Genomic DNA, 26,084 nt, shown 5'->3' with positions numbered 1-26,084 from the left:
ACTTGTTGCGATGCTCCTAACCAATGTGCTTTTTCAAGCGGTTAGACACCATCTTCGATACCGCTTTCGCCATACCTTATAATCTTTTCACTCAACTACTTACGTTAAAAGAACGCTTTGTTGTTGAGAACGAGGCTTACTTTAACTGATTTAAAAAATGAGTCAATAATAATATTCTTCATTTAATTCAAATGGTTAAAAACCAGCCTTTAGAGGTCATTTTCACATCATGATGTTCATAAAGAAAACAAAAAGGTATTTTCTMGGTATCAGCAAACTAAAAGATTGCTTTACGATTATCCCTCCCTTGAGTTATCAACAATCATCTTCATGCTTTAAAAATACAATATGATCTTCAATAATTGTTAATTTTTATAAATTCTTGTAGCACATATTTGGATTTCTGATATATTCCCAACCTCACCAATGATAACAATTATCATTAAGATTTATCTAGGAGTATCAGGTAATGACGTTAACAGGCGAAGTTAACATGGAACGTATTGACCATATGTATCAGGAACACCATAGCTGGCTTTCTGTCTTTATAAAGCGTCGTCTCGGTTGCCCAGACTCGACTGCCGATTTAGTCCAAGATACTTACCTACGCCTGCTAACTCGTGGAAAGTTACCTGAATACAGTGACTCTCGGAAATATTTAACTCACATAGCTAAAGGTCTTGTCATTGATCTATACAGAAGACGACGAGTAGAATCTGCATACCTCGAGCTTATTGAACAAGAACCCATTCAAGTTACCGGGTCACCTGAAAACTATACCATTGTCGTTGAGGCATTGGTTGAGATTGATTCTTTATTAAAACGCCTACCTATCAAAGCACGACAAGCACTACTCATGCGTCAATTAGAAGGGAAAAGCTACAAAATGATTGCACAAGAACTCGATGTTTCTGTGTCATCTGTAGAAAAGTATGTCGCTAAAGCTCTACAGGGTTGCATGCTAGCAATGATTGATGAGGTCTAAATTTACTCATGCATTATTTAAACTCATTGCGCCTTCACCATATTAATTCTTCGAGGTAACAAGAAGATTTATGGAACCTTTATCAAGAGATATTATTGAAGAAGCATCTATTTGGATGGCTCGCCTATGGGCTGATGACGTTACTCAGCAAGATCATGATGCCTTCCTTAACTGGAAAAATGCACATCCTAATAATGCCTATGCATGGGATAAACTTGAGAAATTACAAAGTAAATTCTCTCATGTACCACAATCGAGTTTAAGCCGTCGCGTTCTGTCACCTAATAAACAAGGTTTGAGCAGGCGTGAATTACTTTCCATCAGCGCAGTGTCATTCTCAGCTTTAGCACTAGGTATGAGTACTTATAAACCAACTCCCAACGGTATCGAATACCTTACCGCTACAGGAGAGATGAAAAATATCATCCTTCCTGATGGCACTAAATTTACGATGAATACCGATTCAAAAATATTTGTCGACGTTAATACCCATCACAAGACGTTATTTCTTACTCATGGTGAAGTCATGATCTCTAAAGAAGAGCATAACTCTCCCTTACTTGTATCAACTTCCAAAGGTAATGTCTTGCCAATTGGCACCCGTTTTAGTGTTCGGGAACATAGTGAAACCACGCAAGTTTCTGTCTATGAAGGTGAAGTAGAACTACAGCCGATGCTAGGCATGGGTACTCCCCATCTTCTTGCTGGCGAACAAGCGCATTTTAACCGTAGATCAGTCTCTGACATTGAAAACAACTTATCCCTAGATGCGCTTTGGCTTGAGCAAAAAATAATGGCTCAAGCCACTCCTCTCATCGATTTTGTCAATGAACTGGCTCGTTATCGACGTGGGATACTTAATGTGGATTCGTCCTTAGCTGATTTGAAGCTAACGGGCATTTTTACAACTAGCAATATTGACCGAACTCTTTATAACATTAGCCAGATACTGCCTATCGAGATCCATTATCGAACGCCTCTATGGGTAACGATAAAGCCAAAATATTGAAATTAAAGTTACGGATTTATGATTTTCATTCGGTGTAATCAACATTAAGTGTGCTCTATACCGATAAGGAAATAATGGTGCCGTACATTAAGCGTCGTCAATCAATCACAGCCCTAAATACAATAACAGTTGGGGCAATTGCCAGTCTTCTGCCCTTCTCCGCCATGGCTAACATGACCCAACAATACAATATTCCTGCTGGCACACTTGATGGCGCCCTTAATCAATTTGCAATCGAGTCAGGAGTCGAATTTTATTTAAATTCAGACTTATCTAAGGATCTGTACATACAAGGATTAAATGGCGAATACGAACCAGATCAAGCCCTGAGTTTATTGCTTACTAATACTGGTTTAAATGCTCATAAGCAAGTAGATGGCGTTTATTACCTTTCACCAACCTCAGAAGCCATGACCCTTGATGCTATCAATGTGAGAACTCATTTCGACAATGCTTATGAACGTGATGTTGATGGTGAAATGTCAGTTTACGATGCAGACGTTGCTAGTGACTACCTCAGTAAAAATGAAATAGAGCGGTTCAAAGGTACAACTGCGGCCGACTTGTTTACTGGAGTGGCTAATGTTCATAGCGGCGAGTCACGTAATGGTGGTGGAAGTATTGACCCTAATGTTCGTGGTGTTCAAGGGTTTGGACGAGTCCCCGTTGTTATTGATGGAACAGAGCAAGGCATTTCGGTTTATAACGGTTATCGAGGTTCTTCAAATAGAAACTACATTGACCCAAACTTAATTGGCAGTATGACAGTTTTGAAAGGTGCCCAGCTCAGTTCTGATGTCAATACTTCGACTGGCGGTGCCGTTCAAGTGACTACTCTGCAACCACAAGATATTGTGCCAGAGGGTGACGAATTTGGTATCGAAACCATAATTGAGAGTAGTAGTAATTCGGTAAGTCCGAATAAAGCCCGCTTGCATACAGGCAAACGCTGGCAGGATGTTCCTTCGTATGCTGACATTGGCGGCGTGCCACTCTATGACGATCCTGAAGTCCGTTTCCAAACTCGAGATAATAAAGATGACAACCCTTTCAATGGTGAAGATATTGCCTATCGACTGGCATTAGCCGGCATTACACCAAAATTTGAATGGCTTGCGGCTTATGCTTATCGTAATCGCGGTAATTATTACTCAGGTACCAGTAAAGATGAGTTTTACTCTAAACCTTTTGGTGAGAATACGGGCTTAATTCCAGGCAGGAACCCATACCTAGAACCAGAACATATGGCACTTGTACACATACCTGGTCATGAAGTCCCAAATACCTCTTCGGAAATGGAATCGGTTTTAGTTAAAGGGACGATTAACTTTAACGATTATCAAAAATTACAATTCAATGCCCGTTATACCGAGAGTATCCACGGCGAAATATTATCAAGTAGATCAGATTACCGTAACTCAAACGGTTTGCCTCAATGGCCGCTGGCAAACGCAAAAATGCAAGCATATAGCTTAAAGTATCGAGCTAACCCAAATCATCACTTGCTTGATTTCAGTACTAGCCTTTGGCTCACAATCACTGATTCAAAAAGCAATACAGGCTATGGGTTTCCAAACTTCGTTAATGGGAACAGTGATACTCCTGATGTCATCATTAACACTTCCACTGTAAATAGAGATGAAAGCCGTTATGGTTTTGACTTCAAGAATAAAATGCTCCTTTCTGACTCTATTGATCTAACATTCGCGGGCAGCTACCAAAAACATGAGCTCATGCCAAAAGAAGGCTTAGCATACATGATCAACTTTTATGGCGGTGCTGTTCGGGCTGGTGAACGGGAGGAATATAATGGTTCTGCAAAAGTTGAATGGCGCCCATTAGAGTCACTGATTCTGAATGCTGGTGTTCGTTATATTTCTTATAACGCAACAGACTACTATATTGAACATCAAGTAAACTCCGGAAATATTAAAAGCTTAAAAGAATATAAAACCGATGGTTATCATCTCAGCTATCAAACTGTAGAAAATTATGCAGCTGAAGAAATTGCCCAAAACGTTGCTAACGCAGAGCATGAAGTACGGGTGACATTCACCAAAAGCAACATCACCGAAGAAATAACACGCTTAGAAAACTTAATTTCACAATTCCCTGATCAGGCAGCAGAAAACCAAATCTCTCTGGCAGAAAAACAGCGAGAATTAGCTAACTTTGATTCGCTACTTGCATCAAAAATTCAGCAAGAAACCAATGCAGCTCAAAACCAGACAACTTTCATTGAAGACCATTCATCGGAATGGCTAGCTAACAGTCAAAATGATTTAAACCTAGCGAATAACGCCTGTAAAAATGCGATGCAACAAGCCAATTATGTTGAAGGCAGTTGTACAGCTGAAGCTATCGAATCGACAGAAGTTTATAACACGGATTATAAAACTAGTGGGAGTGGCTGGATGCCCTCTTTAACGGCAACATGGTTCTTCGATGACAGCAGCCGTATTTACGCTAGGTACGCAGAGACTTTACGCTTCCCAAGCTTATTTGAAAGTACCAGCGGCTTTAGTGGTAACCCAAGTGCTTCGGCACCTCTCCAGCCGGAAAGAGCGCGTCTGTTCGAAACGGCTTATATCCACTATTTTGATAATGCTAGCGCAAAAATAACATACTTTGATCAAGTTATTGATGATGTCATGGACAGGGACCGAGACAGTTTTTCATTTGCCAATCTAGACAGCCAACGCACCAGCGGGATTGAGTTAAATGGACATTATGATAATTCTGATTATTTTGCTGATGCTTCTTTCGCTTATAACTTTCGTAATGAAGTTTGTGATAAGAACTCTGCAGCTCAGATTTATGTCGACAACATTATTACTAAAAGTGCCACCTCCGATGAAACCTGTGTAAGAGGAGGCTTTTCAAAACAAAGTTTCCTTGCTGCGCATGCTGCCCCGGAATACACCGCTAACTTCCTTATTGGCGCTCGTTTTTTCAATCAAGATTTAGAAACAGGGTTTAGGACTAATTATGTTTCAGGCAGCCATGATGAAGATGTCATTAAGCGTACAGATGTAACAACTTACGATGCTTATGTGAAATATAAATTCACGGAAAAAATCGCTGGAGAGCTAGTGGGAACGAACCTTTCTGATGTTTACTACCTGGAGGCCGGTTCTGTTTCAGGGATGCCAGCACCAGGAAGAACTATCGGTGTAAAACTCAGCGGAAAGTTTTGATTGACTCTAGTTTAGCCTGCCTTTCTGGCTTCATCTGACTCTAATTACTGAATAAATAAAAAACGCCTTTAATTAGGCGTTTTTTATTTACGGATTCGCCCACCTCAAACGGTATATACGATGAAACTATAAATTAGACACGGCTACGAACTTAAACATACTTCGTTCAAGTAGCCTTCAGCACAATTAGGATGAAATACATGAATTCGAACTTTAAATGGACCTTACTTGCCCTCTCTATTCCAACTTTAATCGCATGTGGTGGGGGCAGCTCGAGTTCAACACCCGCAGCAGTAGCACCTTCTGGTTTAGCGGTGATCACGGCGCAAAGTGTTGCGAAAGTTAACAATCGAGTTCGAGTTGATGGGCTTAAGAGTGAAGGACTAGATGGACAATCCATTAGCTACCAATGGGCAATCAGTAATAAACCGGATGGGAGCATGGTTTCACTAAATAGCACCACTGCTGTGTCACCATACTTCACTCCTGATATGGCAGGTAATTACACTTTAGATTTGATTACGAAAAGTGGTGGCAAAGACAGTGAAAAAGTCTCTTATGTAATAGATGTAAGTGATGCGAGCACTAATGTGCAGCCAATGATCGATCTAGATATACCTGAAAGTGTAGCTATTGGTAAAACCGTTGATCTACATTCACAAGCTTATGATGTAGACGGTGATGTGCTGACTTACCAGTGGGCACTACTTTCAGCGCCAAATAATGCCACAATGAAATTAGCAAACAGTGCCACTCCAACAGCAAATCTCCTTTCCAATACTGCCGGAGATTACAAATTAAAGCTAACAGTGAGTGATGGCTACGAAACAATATCTGAAGAAGTGACGGTTTCATATTCTGCTGAAAATGTAGCGCCTAAAGCTAGAGTAAAAAACAAGCAAACATTTGAATTAGGTACAAGTGCACTGCTTGACGCAACAGCAAGTACTGACGGAAACGATGACCAAATAACATACGAATGGAAAGTGGTTTCTCAACCAGAAAATAGCACTGCAACGCTAAGTAACTCAACAGATGCACAACCTAATTTCACCCCTGATTTAATCGGTGACTATGTACTTTCCCTTGCCGTTTCTGATGGTGAATTAACCAGTAAGAATGAGTACATTCGACTATCTGCAACAGAAGTCGGAACAAGTAATCTTATTCTTAAATATGCGGAAGAAACCACAGCTAGAACCTGGCCTTTTGCAGAGCAATTCAATTCCAACATATCTACCACGGGCGATGCTCCTGCTCATATCCTGCTAGGTACTTTTACGCTTGAAGCTGTTGGTAAAGATTACATCATCAACGAGACAACCGCTATTGACTATATGGGTAATGTTAAAGCGGTAATGACTGGCATTGAGGTCGATCAGGTATTGAATGCCGGAGATAAAATTAACGTAAAGATGTGGGCAGAACCAACACAAGGTCAATTATCTATGATTTCATATGGCTTTATTGTTGATACAACCTTAGAGCAGTATATGGGATTGGGGTATATGTATACATCAACTGCTGAATAATAAGAACGTAGTTACTTGAAATGTTCAAATCCGAGTGTCAGAACACTCGGATTTTTTATCAATAGTCCGTTAGCAGTCTCAAAAGGCCTGTTGACCTACCGCTCGCATGATCAAAATAAAACACTGATTAGCGCTTAAAAGTTTCACCAGTTTGAACATTGAGATAAATCTTATTATCTTGTTTTAAACCACCACAATAAATAAAGTACACATCGCTACTTTGATACGTTACTGATTTGACCCAGCCACCCAACTCCTCAAAATCACCAGGTTTACAATCACCAGCTTTCATCAGCGTATCAATTGCAGAGCGAAACCTCGTTAGATGCAGCTTTAAATCATCAGATTTAACTAGGTATGAATCTAATATTTCGATTTTTTCTTCATCAGAAATAATCACTTCTTCTGTCACTAGACCGTCTAGAGATACCCATTGAGCTATTTCCATCCCTCCCTCTTCAAAAACAATATAATCAGAAATTCGAGCCCAACCATTTTGCTTTTCAAGTACCTCAACATACTCGCCTTTGTATAAGAAGCCTTCTATCAGCCCATCGTCATTAGGCTTATCTACTACCGGGATTTTTCTTTCCATAACGTAGTAATCTGTTTGTTCAACCGGAACAGATAAGTCCATGATAGGTTCTAAGGGCTCCATTTGCCCTTGCTCATCGGCTAATCCATCAGTTTCAGCTGTTTCTTGCTCAACGGCTTCTTCCTGCATAAAAAAGAAATAATAACCAGCACCTGCTCCACCAAGTATCAATAGAATTAAAACGACAATCATTATTTTTTTCATAGTGTAAGTTAACTCATTAGACTTTCGGTACTCTTTGAGTGTACAGCAACTTTTCTTATCCCTCACCTATACTCTATTAAGCATCCTTATAAAAGGCACTTCACCTTATGGCAGCTTCAGTTTTTTATTCTTATGCTTTTAGCTTTTTTTTACTTTTCTGGAGCGCAGGAAGTTTCGCTGACCACTGTGAGCATGAGAACTGGTACGTTTTGCGACACAAACATATCACGGCAGAGAACTGGTACAATTCCAAAACACATCAATTCAATCAAATGCTTGAGTATTACAATGCCCAAGTATTTATAACTAAAGAATTTAGTGAAGAAGAACTGATGACGCTATGGGCCCCGCACAAAGATCTTTTTCACAGGCAGTTACACCAGCAAATCGAAAATGCGCATTATCTTTCGAATTCATTGTTACATCAAACCACTCTGGTAGCACAACAAGTCGATACCATTTCCGGTTTGATACTAGCTTGGAAAAGAATGTCTATTCATTGTGAAAACCAAGGTTCATCGTCGAATTATAAAGCCGCTTTACAATACATAAATGCGTCACAATCATTAACTGAAGATCTAAATAAGCTCAAAAAAAAGTATCACTCTCTTAGCCAGCAATATTTAAATGAAGCGAAATTGATCGAGAATTCAAAAAGTAATTACAAACTGAAAACGGCACATTTAGAGTAGTTAAGTCTAACAAATTCAGCTAACACAAATGATTTCATATAGTTACAAGATTGTAAGTTTCCACTGCTACGACCTGTTTGAATATCAGTCAATAATCGCAATTAATTGAGAAGTGCATCACAAAAAACATTTACTTAATGCTGAAATTTGTTATCATCATTATTCATATAACTTAATAACAAGAAATATTCTGGCTAGTTAATATGCAAAATACTATGGCTTTCAATCGCTTAAATAATACAATGTGGACACCAGAAATTAGAAGTAAACTTGTTTCTGTTGTAAAACACGTAGAAGAGTTTGGCTCAGTCAGTGAGCTTGAGCTATGTAAGATATTTGGTGAAACCATTTGGAATGACGGTGTGGATTATCATTCACATGCATTTTCATTTCGAATTGATCAAAATACTGGAGACTGCTTAATCTCCAAGTTCAAATACCACTAATAGTTATTAATACATATAGAAACGGAGTGCATGAAAATGCACTCCGTTTTTTTATATGTTGAATTGCTTTTCGATAGCAGTAACTTGTTTAATCATGTTCGGTATATTGGAAGAGCAGTATTACCTTTTACTTGGCGAATAGCTAAATGTGTATGGATATCCTTTACATTCGTTAGTCTTTGGAGCTTTCGAGTGAAGGTTTCATACGCGGTTAAGTCAGGGCTTACCACCTCTAGTAAGTAATCATAAGCGCCTGATACAACGTGGCAACTGATCACTTCTTCCATATCCACTACGGCCAATTCAAAGTTTTCTATCGACACTTCTTGATGGTTATTCAAGCTCACCTCAACAAAAACTGTCATCGCTATTCCTACCTCTTTTCGAGATAAGCTGACACGATAACCATCAATAATGCCTTGCTCTTCTAAACGTTTTAATCTTCTCGCGCAAGGTGACGCCGATAACCCAACCTGCTCGGCAAGCTCGGCATTAGTCAAACGTCCATCTTTTTGTAGTAACCGAAGAAGGTGTTTATCTATTCTGTCCACATTAAAACCCCGCATAGCTACCATTAGCTATAATCACCAATATATAACCAAATATTAACATAAGCAGTTAATCATGCAGGTAATACAAGTGATATTTGCCAATTTATTGCTAAACAACTCATCCATACTAAAAGGAACATTTATAAATTAATGATTGAGTCACATGAAACTTGGTTACTTATCAATGCTTGTCACCTTACTCATTTGGGCAAGCTTTTTTCTATCCTTAAAAGGTGGGGTAAATTCGAACCTTACTCCTGCAGATATTGCACTTACTCGGTTTTGTGTACCTGCATTACTTTTGCTGCCTTTAGTTTGGCGTGCTAGACACCAAATTTTATCCGTCCCTAAATACTATTTGGTCGGAATGTTTATTGGCTGTGGATTGCCATATCTATTGGTCGCTGGTAGTGCAATGCAATATGTGCCGGTTTCTCACGGCAGCGCATTAATTCCAGGTACACTCCCTCTATTTGTTTCTGGTATAGCCGTCATATTATTTAAACAACCATTAAGCCAGCACAGAGTGTTTGGATTAGCCGCTGTTTTAGCCGGAATTTTCATTTTTCTTTTTTCTAATATTCAACATGTCGAATCGAGTATTGACGCAGAATGGGACCAGACAAAAGGTCACTTGCTACTTTTACTAGGCAGCTTCATGTGGGCAACATTCACTATTTGTGCAAGAGTCGCCAATTTGAATGCCTTGGTAAGCGCTGGTTTAATATCTCTGATTTCTGCCGTTACACTCGTCACATCAATAATGCTAGGTTTATTACCCAGTGAGCTTTACTCTACCCAGATATCTGAGTGGCCATTTGAGGAACTATCGATTCACATATTTGTTCAAGGCATTGGGGCAGGTTTAATTGCCGCCTTTACTTACCTTTATGCAATAAACACATTAGGGGCTGAACGAGCTGCTGCTTTTGGTAGTGCAACTCCAGCCATTGCAACATTACTTGCAATCCCTCTTTTTGGAGAAACTCCATCCATCTCAGCTTGGATTGCATTAAGCTTTATTAGTATCGGTAGTTTGATTGCTAGCAATATATTCATGAAAAATGATGATTCGCTCACTTATCAGCCACCAGCGCACAAAGCAAAAACTTAAAATACGGAGAATTGCCAATGTTGCCTCAGCCTGAGGTAACCCAGTTAAGGTCTGAAAATTTCCTTTGTCACAATATTTTCTTTGTCTCTATAAGGTTCTCCATTACACTGGCGAGCCTTTTTTGATGTTATGAGAATGCTATGCAACGCGATTACACTTTAGATTGCTTAATCACCATGCCAAGACAAGATTTAGAAGAATTCAGTTTAAGAATGATTCACCGTCTTGTTCCAGAAGAAGCAATGACAGAGCTTTTTACATTCGAGCAAGAAGAAGTCACAAGTGATGAGCGTATGCAGTCAGCTAAATTCGATGCCATGTTACGAATGACAGCAATTGCACTGGGTGAAGTTAATTTGGCTTTTTCCGAGTCCGATAACTCTCAACAAAATATTGAGCGCATGACTCGCCTGTTACTTTGGCATTTTTACTCGATTTCGTTCAATTTAGAGGAAGCGATTAAAATTGAAGTGCACTGTAAAAAAGTAGAAGACATTTTAAAAAGTGCGCCGACCGATGCTTTCGGTTGGGTTAAAGAATTGACTGAATTACTGCATTTCTACGCGAAAGTAAATGAAGATAACACATAAAAAACCTTTAGGACCAGTAGCTTAAATTAATGATTTAAAATAGCACTAGACCTACATGGGCAGTGTGTAAAAAGGCTTTATTACGAAAAAAGCAGCCATAATGGCTGCTTTTTTCTAATGCGGTTTTACACTAAGCATTAAGCGTAATTGGCATCCAGTAATTCACTAACTTCTACTTTGCTCACTTCAGAACGGGCTTCTAACCACTGTGCAACAAGAACTTGTTCTTCTTCAGTTACGCTGCGGTAGCGCTCTGTTGAACATAAAAAGCCTTCAAATAATTCAAGACCACCGCCACCAAAGCAAAGATCAATACTATCGATATAATCAATAAATTCATCGATAAAAATATCATACTGATCAAAGTCCTTAATCGATGTCGTGCAGCTGATTTCAAAACCTAAAATAGCAAACTCGCCCAAATAAAGCTTTTTACGTAAACGACGATTCTTGTTTTCAATTTTTTCTATTTTCATGTTTATATCTCTTCTAGGTTGAACTGTGCATTTATACACATTTCTTTGCCAATTCAAAGTTTTTCGTGCAGTTAGGCGTTAACCTTACCGTAAATTAATATTTAGAAACAAAACCTTAATCAAACCTTCTATGAATTGTCACTTTTCTCCTTCAACATCGCCCAAAGTCACAGTCAACTATTAAAATAAATAATATTTAGGAAGTCATGAGATGAGCAAGGAAACATTTGATAGAACACGATTTAATAAGAGTGCTAACAAACCATTTGAAGAAGTACTTGAAGCCCAATTATCTCGCCGTAAGATTTTAAAAGGCGGTTTAGGACTAAGTGCAATGACTGCTTTTGGGGCTTTTGGTCTAACGGGTTGCAGCGCATCAAATGTAAGTGCACCTCTTGCTAGCCAACCTTCTCGCAGTTCTGCAATTTTAAATTTTGATTCTGTCGCAGGTTCACTCACTGATGCAGTTGTTGTACCTAATGGTTACACTGCACAAGTCTTAGTTCCTTGGGGAACACCTTTAAATTCCAATCCACAACCGTGGAAGCAAGACGGATCAAACAGTGCTTTCGATCAAGAAAATTCTTTAGGTATGCACCACGATGGTATGCACTTTTTCCCTTTATCTACTGATGGGAATGATGGTTTGCTAGTTATCAACCATGAATATATTGACCAAAAAGCCCTTCATCCAAATGGGCCAACTTTTGACGAAGGACAACGAACAAGTGTTGATGAAGTTCGCAAAGAAATTAATGCCCATGGTGTGAGTGTTGTCCGCGTTAAGCTAGAAAATAACACTTGGATTATGGTCGATAATGATCCTCTAAACAGACGATACACTGGGGCAACAGTAATGGATATTTCAGGTCCAATAGCCCATACATCTCTTGTATCAACTAAGTTTTCGGCCGATGGAAGCCAAGCTAGAGGTACTTTAAATAACTGTGGTAATGGTTACACGCCATGGGGAACTTACCTTACTTGTGAAGAAAATTGGCCTGGGTATTTTATTAATAGCGGCAAGCAAAACGATGCGGAAGAACGTATTGGGATCGCTTCAGATAAAACACGTTATGGGTGGGACACATTAGCCGGTGATGCCCAGGAAAGACTTGATGAATTCACTCGTTTTAATACTACCCCTACAGCTAACTCTCATTTAGATGATTACCGAAATGAAGCGAATGGTCATGGTTACATCGTTGAAATTGACCCTTACACAGCTCATTCAAGAGCTAAAAAACGTACCGCGCTAGGTCGTTTCCGTCATGAAGGTTGTACATTTGGTAAATTAACTGAAGGGCAACCTGTTGTATTTTACTCTGGTCATGATTCAAGGTTTGAATATCTCTACAAATTTGTCTCTGAAGAGAAATGGAACCCTGCGGATTCAAACCCTGTAAACCGCCTCACGACTGGCGACAAATACATGGACAAAGGGACACTGTATGTCGCTAAATTCAACGATGATAATTCAGGGGAGTGGCTACCACTGACGCTGGATAGCCGCACTGTTAACGGTTTTACTCTTGGCAGTACTTTTAAAACACTTGAAGAAATCATTATCAATACAGCTGGAGCCGCTGATTTACTGGGTGCAACTCCAATGGATAGACCCGAATGGTGCGCTGTTGACCCAATCACTGGTACAGCTTACTTAACTCTAACGAACAACAATAAACGTAAAGAAGGTAATTCAGCGAACCCACGAATTGATAACAAATTTGGTCACGTCATTCGCTGGGATGAAGGGGCTGTACCAACCCAATTTGAATGGGATATTTTCTTATTCGGTGCTCCCGAGAATGCAAGCGCAGCTACCAACCGCTCTGGATTAACAGACTTAAACCAGTTAGCAAGTCCAGATGGATTAGCCTTTGATCCTCGTGGGATTTTATGGATTCAAACCGACAATGGCGCATCTGAAATAACCAATTATACCAATGATCAAATGCTTGCCGTCGTTCCTTCTACTTTGGTTGATGAAAATGGTAACAGTGAAGTCATTAATGCATCTAACCAAACTCAACTTAAACGATTCTTTGTCGGACCAAATGGCTGTGAAGTTACAGGTTTCACAATGAGCCCTGATTTGAAGTCTATGTTTATCAATATACAGCATCCAGCTAACTGGCCATCTAGCCAAGATGCTACTTTAATAACGACTGGAAAAGTTCGACCAAGAGCTGCAACAGTGGTCATTCGTAAAAAAGATGGCGGTGAAATAGCCGTTTAAAAAGTATGGCAAACTAGCAAAAAACCGACCACCAATACTAAAATGGGCATAGTCATTAACTATGCCCATTTTATTAATCAACCATATATCTAATTAGGCTTGAACTTACTCAGGATTTTCAGCATACCAAGCATCTAAAAGTGACTTTCCATATATCACCTCAGTTTGCATATGCATCCATATTAAAAATAACGCGATAGCTAAGCACGTAAGGTTAAACCAAAAGGTGACACGCTCTCTTTTGCGTACTTCAAAAATAGCAATCTGCAATACCACTAATGCAAATGGGTAACTCAGCAATAAAATCAGGAACAAACCAAGGTAATTCGAAATCGCCATTTCATCCAACATAGCGCTCTCCTAATAAAAACAACGAATTAGGTTAAAAATACCATAGGCTAACATTCCTATTTAGAGTCTATTTATAAAATACGACCCATCGAGCATTCTGCTATCTGCTATCTGCTATCTGCTATCTGCTATCTGCTATCTGCTATCTGCTAGAACAAATTACTAAAGAACAGTTTGATGTGATCAAGTATTCGTTTGAAAAAACTACCTTCTTCAACGGCTTCTAAAGCGACAAGTGGTTTACTATCAATATCTTCCCCATCAATACTATAATGCACGTACCCAAGCACATCACCGATGGCAATAGGCGCTTTGAGTTCTGATGTTAACTCCACCGAAGCCGAAAGGTTCTTACTATCCGTTCTTGGGATCGTTAAAAATGTATCGTCTTCTACGCCCAGTTCTACACTGTCACTGTCACCAAACCAAACACGCTCTTGCGCAATAACTTCGTTCTTAGAATGAGGTTGGACAGTTTCAAAAAACCTGAAACCATAGCTCAATAGTTGCTTACTGTCCGATTCCCTACTCTTTGCACTAGAAGCCCCCATAACCACTGCTATCAAGCGCATTTCACCTTGTGTAGCAGAGCTGGCTAAACTGTATCCTGCCCCAGAGGTATAACCTGTTTTCATGCCATCGACATTCAAACTTCTGTCACGCAATAAACCATTTCGATTGTATTGGGTTATACCGTTGTAACTAAATGACCGCTCGCTATACAAGCTATAGACTTCTGGTAAATCTCGGATAATAGCTTGCCCCAATAGAGCAATATCATAAGGAGTTGAGTATAGATTTTCAGCATCTAAGCCATGTGCATTAGCAAATGAGCTATTTTCTAATTTAAGCGTGGCAGCCCATGAATTCATCAAGCCAACAAACGCACCTTCAGAACCGGCAACATGTTCTGCAATCGCTACACTAGCGTCGTTTCCAGACTGAATAATTAAGCCGCGATAAAGATCCATCATATCGACATGAGTGTTCACCTCGATAAACATTTTAGATGAATCAGGAAACTTCTTAGCCCATGCATTTTCACTTATTTGGACTTTATCATCTTTCGATATACGACCACTTTTCATTTCTTGCCCAGCGACATAACTTGTCATTAGCTTGGTTAAGCTGGCTGGGTTTAACTTCTTGTGAGCATTATTCTCGACCAAAACTTTGCCGGAATTGAAATCAAGTAGGACGTAACCTTTTGCTCCAAGACTTGGAGCAGATGGAACAATAGTAGGAGCGGCATGTGCAAGACTTACACTTGCGAAAGATACTGCTGTGAAGAGTGAACATTTAACCAGTGATTTCATAGAGGTAAACCTAAATTGGCATTTGGATCAGTATAGCTAAAAGTCTGTTTTAGTAAGGGAAACTTAACCAACTCTTACGCTAATCTAACTTTCGTTACAAAATAAAAAGCGCGACCAAAATGATCGCGCCCATTTGCACCATATTTACCCGATAAGACATTTACGTAACTTATTAAGTTCCATGGAAATATAGAATTAATACCAAGTTCGGGAACACCTTATCACAATTTAAATTTAGCCATCTCTCGGTTCAACTCTGTGACTTTATCTATCACTTGATTCGTTGTGCTATCTGACGTCTGGCTAATGGTCGATACCCCATCAACTGATATCTCAACGCCAGAGACCAATTCTGTCATTTGGTTTGTAGCTGCTGACTGTTGATTGGCAGCCGTAGAGAGGTTTAACATCTGGTCATTAAGTTTTGTAATCAAGCCAGTGGTATCTAAGAGTTTAGTTACCGCCTCTTCGGTGTGGTTCGCGCCTTGCTTAGCTAAACCTTGGCTAAGTTCAATCTCTTTCACGACTGATGTTGTTGAAGACTGGATTGCATTTACAATAGAATTAATTTCGGTGGTCGATTCTGTTGTACGAGTTGCAAGCATTCTCACTTCATCCGCTACTACCGCAAAGCCTCGTCCATATTCACCTGCACGAGCAGCCTCAATAGCCGCATTAAGAGCAAGTAAATTTGTTTGTTCCGCCAATCCTTCAATGACTTCCGTCACTCGACCAATGGCTTCACTTTCTTTACTGAGAGCCAAAACCAATTGGTTCGCTTTGCCTATTGTTTCATCAAGTTCTACCGCCACTTGTCGGTTACTATCTAAAGCATCAGAGCCTGCGGAAAGTTCTTTCTGTGATGCTGACAAAGCCGCAACGGATTCATCTGCCAATTGCGCGGTATTACTTGCAGATTGCGCAACCTCGGTCACTTCATGGCTCATTTGCGAAATGTTGATTTTTTGGTTTTCTACTTGTGAGAGCGTCTCTTGGTTACACTGTAAAAGCGAAGTCATACTTGAATCCACTTCATTTGCTTTTGTCGTCACTCCAAGAACAATCTCACGTAATGAATCATTCATTTGGTTAATCGACACAGTCAATTGTGCCAACTCATCTTGACCAGCAACCACTAAGCTTGGTTGAGAGACATCACCTTGTGCGATGAGACCAGCTCGTTTCGCAACACTCGATACACGTAGCCCAATACTGCGTCCTAAATAGCGAGCAATGATAAAGCCAATAATCGATACCACCAATACTGCAGCCAAGAGCATTAGATTGACTTGCTCTAAATCTTGACGGATCCCTTGTCCATTTTGATCCGCAGCATTTTGTTGATCATTAACGATTTGGTCTAAATTATCTTCAAGTAAGCGAGCGTTTGGTACAACCACCTGCGCCATGTATGCATTCGCTTTATTCCATTCTGGAGATTGTCTCAGCCGAATAACTTCCTTCGCAAGTGGGAAGTACAGCTGTTGCATTTCATTAAACAGATTCCATAAACTCTTATCACTACGAGTCATAATCTCTAACATGGAATTGATTTCTTTAACCGACTTTTCATGTGTAGCTACGAAATCATCATACTTAGATAAGTAATCATTATTCCCATAAATAAGAAAATCACGCATCGCAGATAACGCATTTGCAAGTGATGAATAACTATCAGCATACAGCTTGAAGAGTCGCTTACGATCTGCTCCAAATGGGTTCGAAGCTTCGTCATTGATCAGCCCTTGTAACTGATCAAGTGCCACTTCGGCAATTGGTGCAGCTTCATTACTGAATAAATTATGAGCGGGTAAGTTTTCATCACCATGAGAAAGTGAACTTAATTCATCCAATGAAAGCTTAAAGTTATTCCATTGTTCAGAAACTAATTCAAAACGCTCGACTGGCAGTTTCGTTTCCAAAGTAGCAAGCGTATTTTCAACGTCTTGCGTGATACTCGAAAGTTGTTGTAATTGCTGCTCACCAACTGTTGCATCACTGCCAAGTAACATATAAGCACGTACAGTAGACAAACTTGCTTGAATTGACTGTCCAATAGCACGACTTGTATTAACCGTTGGTAAATCAGTATTTAACAATGAGTGGGTATGCCGTTCCACTACACCGACACTTCGGTAAGTAAAACTGGCAGATACGATAAATAGTACAACAAGAAACAAAAAGCTTAATTGCAACTTACTGGATATCGAAAGCTTCATCCCTGAGCTCCTTTTACAAATTTCAGACAAGATATCACAAGTTAACAAAATGTGAACCACCTCGAATATCCAATGTGATAATACTCTTACTAATAATAGAGTAATTTGTAAATAAGAGTAAAAAACTAATAACTAAAAGACTTTTAAGACAGAGCTCATTGCCAACGCTCTAACATTCCCCGCCCCACACATGTTATCAATAAGTTACAGATAAATAAAAAGAGCAACTATCGTCGCTCTTTTTTAGTTTCTTTTATAGCTCACTCCCAATCAAGAATAAGCGTTTCTCTTCTTGAAAATTGATGAACATGGCTTTCAATAATTAATTGCTGTCTATCTAACTGAGTTTTATCACCCGAGTAGCATGTAATTATTAGTTCAGATTTTTTATCATCATATTCAAATTTTGAAACACCAATAGGAAACTCTACAACTCCCCTTTCCTCATCCCATGTAGATTTCACTTTTCGACCAAAGTGACGACATAATGTGCTTAAGTATTTCCCGGCGTGCGGAGAATGAATAACAACATGAGCTCGGTATTTTAGTGCGTCTAATTTCAAATCCATGTATACCGCCTAAAATTGATATGCCAATGATAACTTGTAGTTACGACCTGGTTCGTAATCTTCAGCTAACGTGGTTCTTGAGTAGCCAGTTCGTGAAGCATGCGAAATATAAAGCTCATCAAACACATTATCTATGCCGAAAGTAACCGCGAGATCTTCAACACTTGATGGTCGCCATTGTGCATAAAGGTTATGAACATCGTAACCTTCTTTTTCAGGTGTTCCTTCAACTACATTATCTTCGTCAAGCACTAGGATTGAAGTCCAGCCAAACTGTGTGTCTAGTGAGTCCGATTGGTAATCCAGCGTTAAGGCAAAGCTATCGCCCATGTCTGCACTTCGACCATTACCGTCTAAAATTGGACCGCCATTTGTTTTATCTTTATTTTCTAGCTGTGAGTAAGACAGTTTTGAATGGAACAGCTTGTAACCATAAGTCGCACTGACCTCTGCCCCTTTCGTTTCCATATCGCCAAGGTTATAAATTAAGTAGCCCTGCGTCGCACGTTGGTACTCTTCAGTAATATAATCTTCAATCGTTGTTTTGAAAATCGTCAGGTTAGCACCAATATAGTGGTCACCAACTTGCTTATCAAATCGAACACCACCTTGAGTATTTTGACCTGTTTCGGCTTTAATATCGTCAGCTAGCACCGCTACATCTTGATACGCGATGAACGTTTCTAATAATTCAGGTCCTTTGAATAATGAACGAGTATTCGCGAATAAGGTTACGTTGTCAGTTGCTTCCCATTCAGAACCTAATGACCATGTAATATCATCAAATGTCTTATTCCCCGTTGTTGCTTTACGCTCATAATCTTCAAAACGCACACCCGCGGTAACAAGTATTGATGGCGTAATATATAACGTATCTTCAAGGAAAATAGCTCGTGAAATAGCGGTTTCATCCATGAATTTATTGSCGCCATACTCACTGGTTGAATTCTGGTCAATGTAGTCTATGCCATACAATAAAGTGTTATCGAAGCTACCTAAAGCCAAGTCTGACTCAAATTTAGCATTAGCCCCTAGATTTCGGTTAGTTGCTGAGTTTTCGGATAAGCGATCAGTTGGCCAGCGAACGGTGATTTTTGATTCATCACGTGTAACCTCTGTTTGGCTTGAATAGACACTCACTTTACCTTTATGCGCTTCCCCTGTTAATTCATAAGAAAGTACGAATGTATTTCTATCATATTCAGTTGGAAGTAGAAGATCTTGACTGATGGTTTCATTCGCAGACCCAGACATATCAGGTCGTGGGCTGTAATCTCCTTCATCCCGATACATGTCCGCACTGAATTCGAAACGATGGAGATCATTTGGTTCGAAGCCTACTTTGGCTAAGACATTATATACGTCCCCTTCAGCCCCAAAGGTTTCGACACCATTTCCATCTTCAAAGTTTCCTCTTGAAACCCCATGCCCATAAACAAGCGCATCAACCTTATCTGATAACATGCCGTAAAGTGTTATTGATGCCTGCTCACTCTTATTTGATGCCGCACCACCGTAGATTCTTACACCGAAGTCTTCATCATATCTCAGTAGATCCATAGCATCTTTTGTTTCAAAATAAACACCGCCCCCTAAACCTGATTGAGCAACTGAGTTATTACCAACTTGAATATCTGCAGACTTAATAATGTCTGGGTTAAGCGTTAAATTGCCGATATGGTGGAACATGTTGGCATGTTGCGAAGCACCATCTAAACGAATATCTAGCTTTGTTTCTCCCATCCCTCGGATGTTGATACGTTGGTTCACGGAGTGCGTACCTCCAACATCAACCCCTGGAATGTCTCTTAATAAATCCGACATATGATCAGCTTGCTTTAACGCCATATCTTCTGCATATACAGACTCTGAGCTACTTGATACCTTAGTACCCCAAACCACTACTTCCTCAAACTCAGTTGATTCAGCATGTGCTGCACTATTACATACAGCAGCAATTGCCATACTCAGTAGTGCTTTTTTCTTCAGAGCAAAGTTGTTCGTTTCCATGAATAGCCTTAATGCAAATGATAATAAATTGCATTTATGGTAAATTCACTCAAGTTCAATTAATAGTTGAATATATTATGCAAAATCGCATAAWCATAATGAGGAAAATGCGTATGCCGGCCGCTCATCAAAACAAACAGCGGAAAGAAATGAGTCGTGTTGCTTTAATAAAACGAGTTGAAGAAACCGAGAAACAATTGATTGTTGGTGAGAGTAATAAAAAACAATCGCCATTAGTGGAAGGCAAATTTGTTATTTATAACAGTGAAAATCGGTTTTCAATGCATGGTGGAAATTGTTTAGAACTTGTAGATTCGGAGGTCGTTGCAACGGCTCAAGCATCAATGATTATCACCATATTGCTAAGCGGGTCATTGAGCGTTTCCTATGACAACCTTAAGTTAGATTTAAATTCTGATGAATCACCTAAAGGTGCAATTGTTAATTTATCTACCCCAGCATGTTTTCGTAAAACAATCACACGTGGTAATCAGTTATCAAAGCTCCATATCATGATTTCACCTATTTGGATAAAGCAACATACAGCACTGAATTGTACATTGCATTCATTCTCTAACATCGATCAGTCACATCAGTTACTGAATGTGACAACTGAAATTATTACTCTGGTAGAAAAGATTTTAGATCTTCCAAACAGCAATGACTTCATCTCATCACTTCAGAAAGAGACTTTGGCTCAACAGCTCATCTTTGATGTTTTGAAACAACTATCACCAGAGAAGCTAGGGAACTCTGAGTCAGAAAGGCAGCCTCTTAATGATAAAATAAGTGCTTCAATACACTATATAGAGTCACACTTAGATGAAGATATTAGCTTAGATTTTTTAGCCGACAAAATGGCAATGAGCGTTTCAAACTTACAACGTAAATTTAAACAAGATCTTGGAGTCACCGTATCCAGCTATATTCGTCAACGAAGGTTAGAAATTGCAAAAGTACATATTGAAAGAGGGACAATGACAATAACGGAAGCCGCTTATGAAGCGGGTTACCATCACCCTTCTAACTTCACAAATGCGTTTAAAAAGTTGTTTGGAGTTTCACCTAAAGAGTTATACGAACAACACATAGCTATAAGCAATAAAGCCCTAGTTTAGCGGGCTTTAAATTTATTCGCTGTGATGTTTAGAATCCCTAACTTCTATGAATGCTAACTTAAAGGGAAATATCACTAAGAGTAAAAATAGTGACTGAGAGAATAGTTATGATTAAAATATGAACAGTAACTTAAATGTGTGGCAAGGTTTTAAATAATTTTTGAATAAAATGATCCAATCGGTTTTTTGTCTCGCCGATTTCGTTGCCATCTTTTAGCGCAGCTTGAGCAAACGCCTGCCACTGAGGGACTGCATTATTAGGAACCATGATGAAGATATACATAGAACCTTTTTCCGCAAGCTTGCCATCCCCATCATAAAATGGAACGCCCGTAGATAATTTGATTGCTTCGAATATTTGCTCATCACTTAGAATCGACTCTTCCGTTAGACCAAAACCGACAACCATATCACCTACCACATTATTTTCTTTTAATTGAAAGCCATGCGCTGATAGTTCTTTCTGAATCGATTGACGAACCAAGTCTGTTACTTGAGTTTGGTTGTATTTACTAGAAAGGTAAGCTTTATTTGACGTTGAGTGCCATGAATAGGTTTTGATACCTTTTTCCATGAAAGTGAAATCCCCACTCGTCACCACGCCATAATCATTCACTCTTGGTTTTTCTACTGTAGTACAAGCTAATAAGCTTAATGATAAACCACCTAAAATAAGACTCTTGTATATTCCAAGTTTTAATAGTTTCAATTTACATATATTACTTTTCAACATACTTCTTTTTAACGGTTTAACGCCTTCACTAAACATAAGCTATCCTTGCTTTTTCTCTGATATATATGAATTCGGTTTACCAACATATCCGGTAATTATTAACAGTGAAAACTTATTAAACGTTTGCGTAATCGCTAACCTTCACTTATGCCCGTTTTGGGGGTTTCATCACACATTTAGCCTTGTTATAGTTCTTATCAATTAAACATAACCATACCATTCGAGGCACGGAGCTACCTCAATAATCTCATGATGAGAAGGATTGGTACCGACAGACAATCGGCAAAATTAGAGGATCAAATAATGGAATTCAATATGGTTGAAATTTTAGGTTACGCAGCTTCAATTATGGTAGCTATCTCGCTAACAATGAAAGACATCGTACGCTTACGTGTTCTTAACTTTGTTGGTTGTGCACTGTTCACAGCATACGGGCTTATGATTGAAGCATGGCCGGTTGTAGTAACGAATGCATTCATTGCTTGCGTTAATGTTTACTTCCTAACCAAAATGCAAAAAGAAAAAAAAGCTGAATCAATGAAAGAAGCGAAAGCTTAATCATTCATCGCATATTATTAAAAACCGCCCTACGTTAGGGCGGTTTTTTCGTTTAAGTACTAATAAGTTTAGACATCAAACATTATTTACATACCATTCCACAAACTTTATTTATGAACACACTTTTGTCCAACTGCCATCACTTCCTGGAACAGAGCTTGTCCACCAGTTAGCTTTGTAGATAACATTGTTATGTATCACTTGGTCGCCAGTATTCGCATGGCTTGGGTTACCTGCCCAGTCTTTTTGCGGCAAGTCAGGGTAAGTTACAATACCAGCAGTATCACATGTACCCGGATTTGTATTCCCATCACCAGGGTTGCCACCATTACCACCTGAAATATCACCTAATGGTAAATCTGGTTGCTCAAACTTAAATGCATAGTCTACGCCGTTCACGTTTACTGCATAATTTGCAGGACCTGAAATTGGTAGATAATAAACCATATCAAGCTCGTACACGCCACCAGCAGGCAGTTCTTTCCAAGCTGGAAGTGTGAAAGCTACTCGATGCATCGTTCCGTCTAAGCCACCAATATTGTCTGCACGTGTATGCCCAGAAGCAATAACTTGCAAACCGCCACCAGATTGATCTTTAGCATTATCCGGAGCTGATACTGGAATATCGAATTGGAATTCAGTACCGCCAGGTAGTGCTTGACCAGTGTTGTTGGTAAACGTGATTTTTGGATTGATTGGGTAGTTTTGGTCACCTACTTTAAATCCACCTACTGATACTGAAATATCAAGAGCTTCAGTTGGTAGTACACCTGTTGCCACTTTATTTCCGTATGGTGTTGCTGACTTAAACTTATCGTAAATGGCTTTAGTCATGGTGTTACCCATATGGAATTCACCATTACCACTTGTACAAGCTTGTTCAGTCGTATCAATTGAAGTACGTTGACCATTTGCATCTAGGACATAACAGTTATAGTCGCCCGCAAGCTCCCAGAACATGATACCGCCGATTTCTTTGTCGATAACGTAGTCTGCTTTAACATCGATAGACTGTTTATCTTCCGTTGAAAGGAATACGCCTTTTTCTGCATTCCATAACCAAGGTGCAACTGCCACACTGTCGTAGTTACGAGTATATGTACCTTTAAGAACATCCGTTGGATCGTTCACTGGATCAAGTTTATACGCGTCAGCATAAGAGCCCCAAATGCCTTTCTCTAGGTTCTTCGCATGCCACATTGGGTTAGAACCCGCACCCATTTCATTGCCTTTTGGATCAGTGTCGTGCCACATGTTATCGATACCAATCGCACCATGACCACAGTTATTTTTCTCACCTTCACCAGTACCAGCAGAACATTCGGCTTGGTTCGGAAGAGCCGCGCGACCCCATAGACCGTTTTCACCACCTGTCACACCTTGCCAGCCACGAGTGTAGTAAGGAACACCAATATTAATACGACCAGCAGGCATCGAACCTCTGAAGTAATGGTATGCCCAATCTGTATTTAGGTAACCAATACCGCCGTAAGCTGCCGTACCATAGACATTCCACTGTGCTAATTCAGAATCTTTACCAGTATCAAATAGCGCAGCATTGTGACCTACATGATCATTCCAAGCACCGTGCAAGTCGTAAGACATGATGTTTACATAATCGAGGTACTTAGTAACATCAAATGTTTCCATGCCACGTAGTAAATAACCTGATGATGGTGCTGCGATAGTTAGCATGTAGTGAATGCCATCTTGAGCAGACGCAGCATCTAACTTTTCACGTAATACTTTCATTAATACTTGGTAAGAAGCCCACAAATATTGACGACGAGGTTCCATGAAGTCTTTATCGTAAGGATTACCTGCACCAGCCATTGATGTTGGGTATTCATAATCGATATCTAAGCCATCAAATTGGTATTTACGAAGCATTTCAACAGCTGAAGTGGCAAAGGTTTCAATGCCTTGATGATTGATAGAGCCATCAGCATTCGTTGTCATGGTGTAGAAACCACCATCAGCTACTCGGCTTCCGTCTGTCGCAAAGTGACCACCTGTTTCAGCCCAACCACCAATCGAAATCAGAGTTTTAACACCGTGTTTTTTCTTAGCCGTTGCTAATGCACCAAAATGACCTTTAAAGCCAAGAGCTGGATCTACTTCAACCCCAGGCCACTCTTTACCAACAGCCGCATTGTTAGGATCATTTACGTCTCCAACATTCACTTTACCGTCGGCGCCAATACTCACGAAAGCATAGTTAATGTGCGTTAATTGTTCCCAAGGAATATCATTCACTAGGTATGCCGCTTGCGGGTCATCCCCTGAGCGCCAGCTAGTAAAGTAACCAATCACACGACGTGGGTGGTCAACACCCATTTTTTCACGACCTTCTTCATCGTAAATCGTACAGTAAGGAACGCTTACACCTTCGGTTTGGTAAAGTCCATCAGGGCGACAGTTATTCGCAACTGGCTCTCCAATCACTTTAAGTGCAACTGGCGTTGAGTCAGCCGTAGCACCTAAATTATCCGTCACTTTCGCGTACACAGACACAGATCCAGCTGCCGTCGCTGTAAAATCTAATGAGTAAGGAGACGTTGCCGCAGTACCAACTAGAGTACCCGCTACATAGAAATCAACCTTATCAACAGTGCCATCAGAATCAGAAGCAGCAGCCGTTAACGTCACAACACCACCAACATCAACTGATGCAGCCGATACCGATAGTGAAACAACTGGCAATTCATTGACAGGAAGAGTTGAATCGATAGTTACTGATACGCTATTTTCAAGGCTAGTTGCCCCTTCATTATCTAGAGCAGTAACAGAAATGGTATGCGTACCAGAAGAAGCAACCCAAGCGGCTTCATATGGTGCTTGCGTTGCAGTAGCTACGACTACACCATCAACAGCAAAGCTAACCGATGCAACTGTACCGTCGCTATCTAATGCATTTGCACTGAGTAAAACCGTCTCACCTTCAGCTATGACAGCCGTTGAACTTGGTGAAGTTAACGCTACGGTTGGAATTTCATTTTCAACAACGCCACCACCAGAACACACATCTACCACTTTCCACTGAGCATAATCACCAGAAAATTGGCTAGGATCGTTATTCTGATTCCAATAGTTAGCTTTATAAGCCGTATTATTATGAGCGACTTGATCACCACCAGTATAAACAACCGATGAATCCCACGTTTCTAACGTTGTACAGTCAACTGCTGCATAACTATTAAAAGCCATAAGACACGATGCAGTTAAGGTACTCAGTGTAAAGACTTTCTTAGCCACTCGTCCTTGATTAAAATGCATAATTGCAATTCCTTAAGTTATTGTTTCAATTGAGGAATGAAAATGACCAACTTCATATCACTTAAATTCCTTTGCAAAACAACTTTAGGCTAATAGCTAATTAACACACCTAAAAGATCTTGTATTTATAAATTTACTCGCAATAATTTGTCGTCCTTATGTAATGAGAGAGGACTTATTTTGCATCAACAACTAATTATTCATTTATTTTATTACGCTAAATAATACTGACATAAAGCACTATTAAGCGCTTTTAAATAGAGATAAAAACCAATATTTACACTTACTCATATCTAATATGTGC

Annotated in this window: 21 protein-coding genes; 11 read left to right on the top strand and 10 right to left on the bottom strand. The window is 39.7% G+C overall.

Annotation, left to right across the window (positions count from 1 at the left end; translation table 11 throughout):
• Nucleotides 1-469: 469 nt before the first annotated feature.
• The 4 genes from L4C37_RS21440 (at nucleotide 470) to L4C37_RS21425 (ending at nucleotide 6,723) form a co-directional block, all read left to right on the top strand.
• The gene (locus L4C37_RS21440) at nucleotides 470-985 is read left to right on the top strand and encodes a sigma-70 family RNA polymerase sigma factor (protein WP_137374339.1); all 516 of its coding nucleotides are present in this window, start codon (nucleotides 470-472) and stop codon (nucleotides 983-985) included.
• 70 nt (nucleotides 986-1,055) lie between these two features.
• The gene (locus L4C37_RS21435; protein ID WP_273294285.1) at nucleotides 1,056-1,994 is read left to right on the top strand and encodes a FecR domain-containing protein; all 939 of its coding nucleotides are present in this window, start codon (nucleotides 1,056-1,058) and stop codon (nucleotides 1,992-1,994) included.
• Between the two features lie 74 nt (nucleotides 1,995-2,068).
• A complete protein-coding gene (locus tag L4C37_RS21430) occupies nucleotides 2,069-5,191 on the top strand; it encodes a TonB-dependent receptor domain-containing protein (RefSeq protein ID WP_429769917.1) in 3,123 nt (1,040 codons plus the stop codon).
• A 200-nt stretch (nucleotides 5,192-5,391) separates the two neighbouring features.
• Nucleotides 5,392-6,723: a PKD domain-containing protein gene (locus tag L4C37_RS21425; protein WP_429769915.1), complete on the top strand. Its 1,332-nt coding sequence runs from the start codon at nucleotides 5,392-5,394 to the stop codon at nucleotides 6,721-6,723.
• A gap of 127 nt (nucleotides 6,724-6,850) precedes the next feature.
• On the opposite strand, the gene L4C37_RS21420 is transcribed toward L4C37_RS21425, so the two are convergent.
• Nucleotides 6,851-7,522 carry a hypothetical protein gene (locus L4C37_RS21420; RefSeq protein ID WP_429769914.1) on the bottom strand — a complete coding sequence of 224 codons (672 nt, stop codon included), beginning with the start codon at nucleotides 7,520-7,522 and terminating at the stop codon, nucleotides 6,851-6,853.
• Between the two features lie 107 nt (nucleotides 7,523-7,629).
• Here L4C37_RS21420 and L4C37_RS21415 point away from each other — a divergent pair, with 107 nt between their 5' ends.
• Together L4C37_RS21415 and L4C37_RS21410 are read left to right on the top strand one after the other, a co-directional pair.
• Nucleotides 7,630-8,214: a hypothetical protein gene (locus L4C37_RS21415; protein ID WP_429769912.1), complete on the top strand. Its 585-nt coding sequence runs from the start codon at nucleotides 7,630-7,632 to the stop codon at nucleotides 8,212-8,214.
• Nucleotides 8,215-8,417: 203 nt separating this feature from the next.
• Nucleotides 8,418-8,660, top strand: coding sequence for a hypothetical protein (locus L4C37_RS21410; RefSeq protein WP_137374345.1), 243 nt, complete (start codon nucleotides 8,418-8,420; stop codon nucleotides 8,658-8,660).
• Nucleotides 8,661-8,752: 92 nt separating this feature from the next.
• On the opposite strand, the gene L4C37_RS21405 is transcribed toward L4C37_RS21410, so the two are convergent.
• Entirely contained in the window at nucleotides 8,753-9,211 is a 459-nt protein-coding gene (locus L4C37_RS21405; protein ID WP_273294293.1) for an Lrp/AsnC family transcriptional regulator, read from the bottom strand.
• 163 nt (nucleotides 9,212-9,374) lie between these two features.
• Between L4C37_RS21405 and L4C37_RS21400 the strand changes: the two genes are divergently transcribed.
• Nucleotides 9,375-10,325, top strand: coding sequence for a DMT family transporter (locus L4C37_RS21400; RefSeq protein ID WP_429769910.1), 951 nt, complete (start codon nucleotides 9,375-9,377; stop codon nucleotides 10,323-10,325).
• A 140-nt stretch (nucleotides 10,326-10,465) separates the two neighbouring features.
• Entirely contained in the window at nucleotides 10,466-10,915 is a 450-nt protein-coding gene (locus L4C37_RS21395; protein WP_429769908.1) for an exoribonuclease R, read from the top strand.
• Nucleotides 10,916-11,052: 137 nt separating this feature from the next.
• Here L4C37_RS21395 and L4C37_RS21390 read toward each other — a convergent pair whose 3' ends face one another.
• Nucleotides 11,053-11,391 (bottom strand): YggL 50S ribosome-binding family protein, encoded by a 339-nt coding sequence (locus tag L4C37_RS21390; RefSeq protein ID WP_137374349.1) that lies wholly within the window; start codon nucleotides 11,389-11,391, stop codon nucleotides 11,053-11,055.
• A gap of 211 nt (nucleotides 11,392-11,602) precedes the next feature.
• On the opposite strand from L4C37_RS21390, the gene L4C37_RS21385 reads away from it, so the two are divergent.
• Nucleotides 11,603-13,630 carry a PhoX family protein gene (locus tag L4C37_RS21385; protein WP_429769906.1) on the top strand — a complete coding sequence of 676 codons (2,028 nt, stop codon included), beginning with the start codon at nucleotides 11,603-11,605 and terminating at the stop codon, nucleotides 13,628-13,630.
• A gap of 105 nt (nucleotides 13,631-13,735) precedes the next feature.
• On the opposite strand, the gene L4C37_RS21380 is transcribed toward L4C37_RS21385, so the two are convergent.
• The 5 genes from L4C37_RS21380 to L4C37_RS21360 form a co-directional block, all read right to left on the bottom strand.
• Complete coding sequence (locus L4C37_RS21380; protein WP_137374351.1) at nucleotides 13,736-13,981, bottom strand: hypothetical protein; 246 nt, start codon at nucleotides 13,979-13,981, stop codon at nucleotides 13,736-13,738.
• A gap of 149 nt (nucleotides 13,982-14,130) precedes the next feature.
• The gene (locus tag L4C37_RS21375; protein WP_137374352.1) at nucleotides 14,131-15,297 is read right to left on the bottom strand and encodes a serine hydrolase; all 1,167 of its coding nucleotides are present in this window, start codon (nucleotides 15,295-15,297) and stop codon (nucleotides 14,131-14,133) included.
• Between the two features lie 221 nt (nucleotides 15,298-15,518).
• Entirely contained in the window at nucleotides 15,519-17,516 is a 1,998-nt protein-coding gene (locus tag L4C37_RS21370; RefSeq protein ID WP_429769904.1) for a methyl-accepting chemotaxis protein, read from the bottom strand.
• Between the two features lie 260 nt (nucleotides 17,517-17,776).
• The gene (locus tag L4C37_RS21365) at nucleotides 17,777-18,085 is read right to left on the bottom strand and encodes a DUF2218 domain-containing protein (RefSeq protein WP_429769902.1); all 309 of its coding nucleotides are present in this window, start codon (nucleotides 18,083-18,085) and stop codon (nucleotides 17,777-17,779) included.
• 9 nt (nucleotides 18,086-18,094) lie between these two features.
• Nucleotides 18,095-20,095, bottom strand: coding sequence for a TonB-dependent siderophore receptor (locus L4C37_RS21360; protein ID WP_429769900.1), 2,001 nt, complete (start codon nucleotides 20,093-20,095; stop codon nucleotides 18,095-18,097).
• A gap of 113 nt (nucleotides 20,096-20,208) precedes the next feature.
• On the opposite strand from L4C37_RS21360, the gene L4C37_RS21355 reads away from it, so the two are divergent.
• Nucleotides 20,209-21,213 (top strand): helix-turn-helix domain-containing protein, encoded by a 1,005-nt coding sequence (locus L4C37_RS21355; RefSeq protein ID WP_429769898.1) that lies wholly within the window; start codon nucleotides 20,209-20,211, stop codon nucleotides 21,211-21,213.
• A gap of 130 nt (nucleotides 21,214-21,343) precedes the next feature.
• Here L4C37_RS21355 and L4C37_RS21350 read toward each other — a convergent pair whose 3' ends face one another.
• Entirely contained in the window at nucleotides 21,344-21,946 is a 603-nt protein-coding gene (locus L4C37_RS21350; protein WP_429769918.1) for a DUF4136 domain-containing protein, read from the bottom strand.
• 303 nt (nucleotides 21,947-22,249) lie between these two features.
• Between L4C37_RS21350 and L4C37_RS21345 the strand changes: the two genes are divergently transcribed.
• Entirely contained in the window at nucleotides 22,250-22,504 is a 255-nt protein-coding gene (locus L4C37_RS21345) for a YgjV family protein (RefSeq protein ID WP_137374357.1), read from the top strand.
• Between the two features lie 111 nt (nucleotides 22,505-22,615).
• On the opposite strand, the gene L4C37_RS21340 is transcribed toward L4C37_RS21345, so the two are convergent.
• On the bottom strand, nucleotides 22,616-25,780 hold the full coding sequence (locus L4C37_RS21340) for a chitinase C-terminal domain-containing protein (protein WP_429769895.1): 3,165 nt from the start codon (nucleotides 25,778-25,780) through the stop codon (nucleotides 22,616-22,618).
• Nucleotides 25,781-26,084 lie beyond the last annotated feature (304 nt).

It is taken from the genome of Vibrio kagoshimensis, assembly GCF_050337535.1.
GTDB classification, from domain to species: domain Bacteria; phylum Pseudomonadota; class Gammaproteobacteria; order Enterobacterales; family Vibrionaceae; genus Vibrio; species Vibrio gallaecicus.
This window is presented reverse-complemented; position numbering and strand designations above follow the sequence as displayed.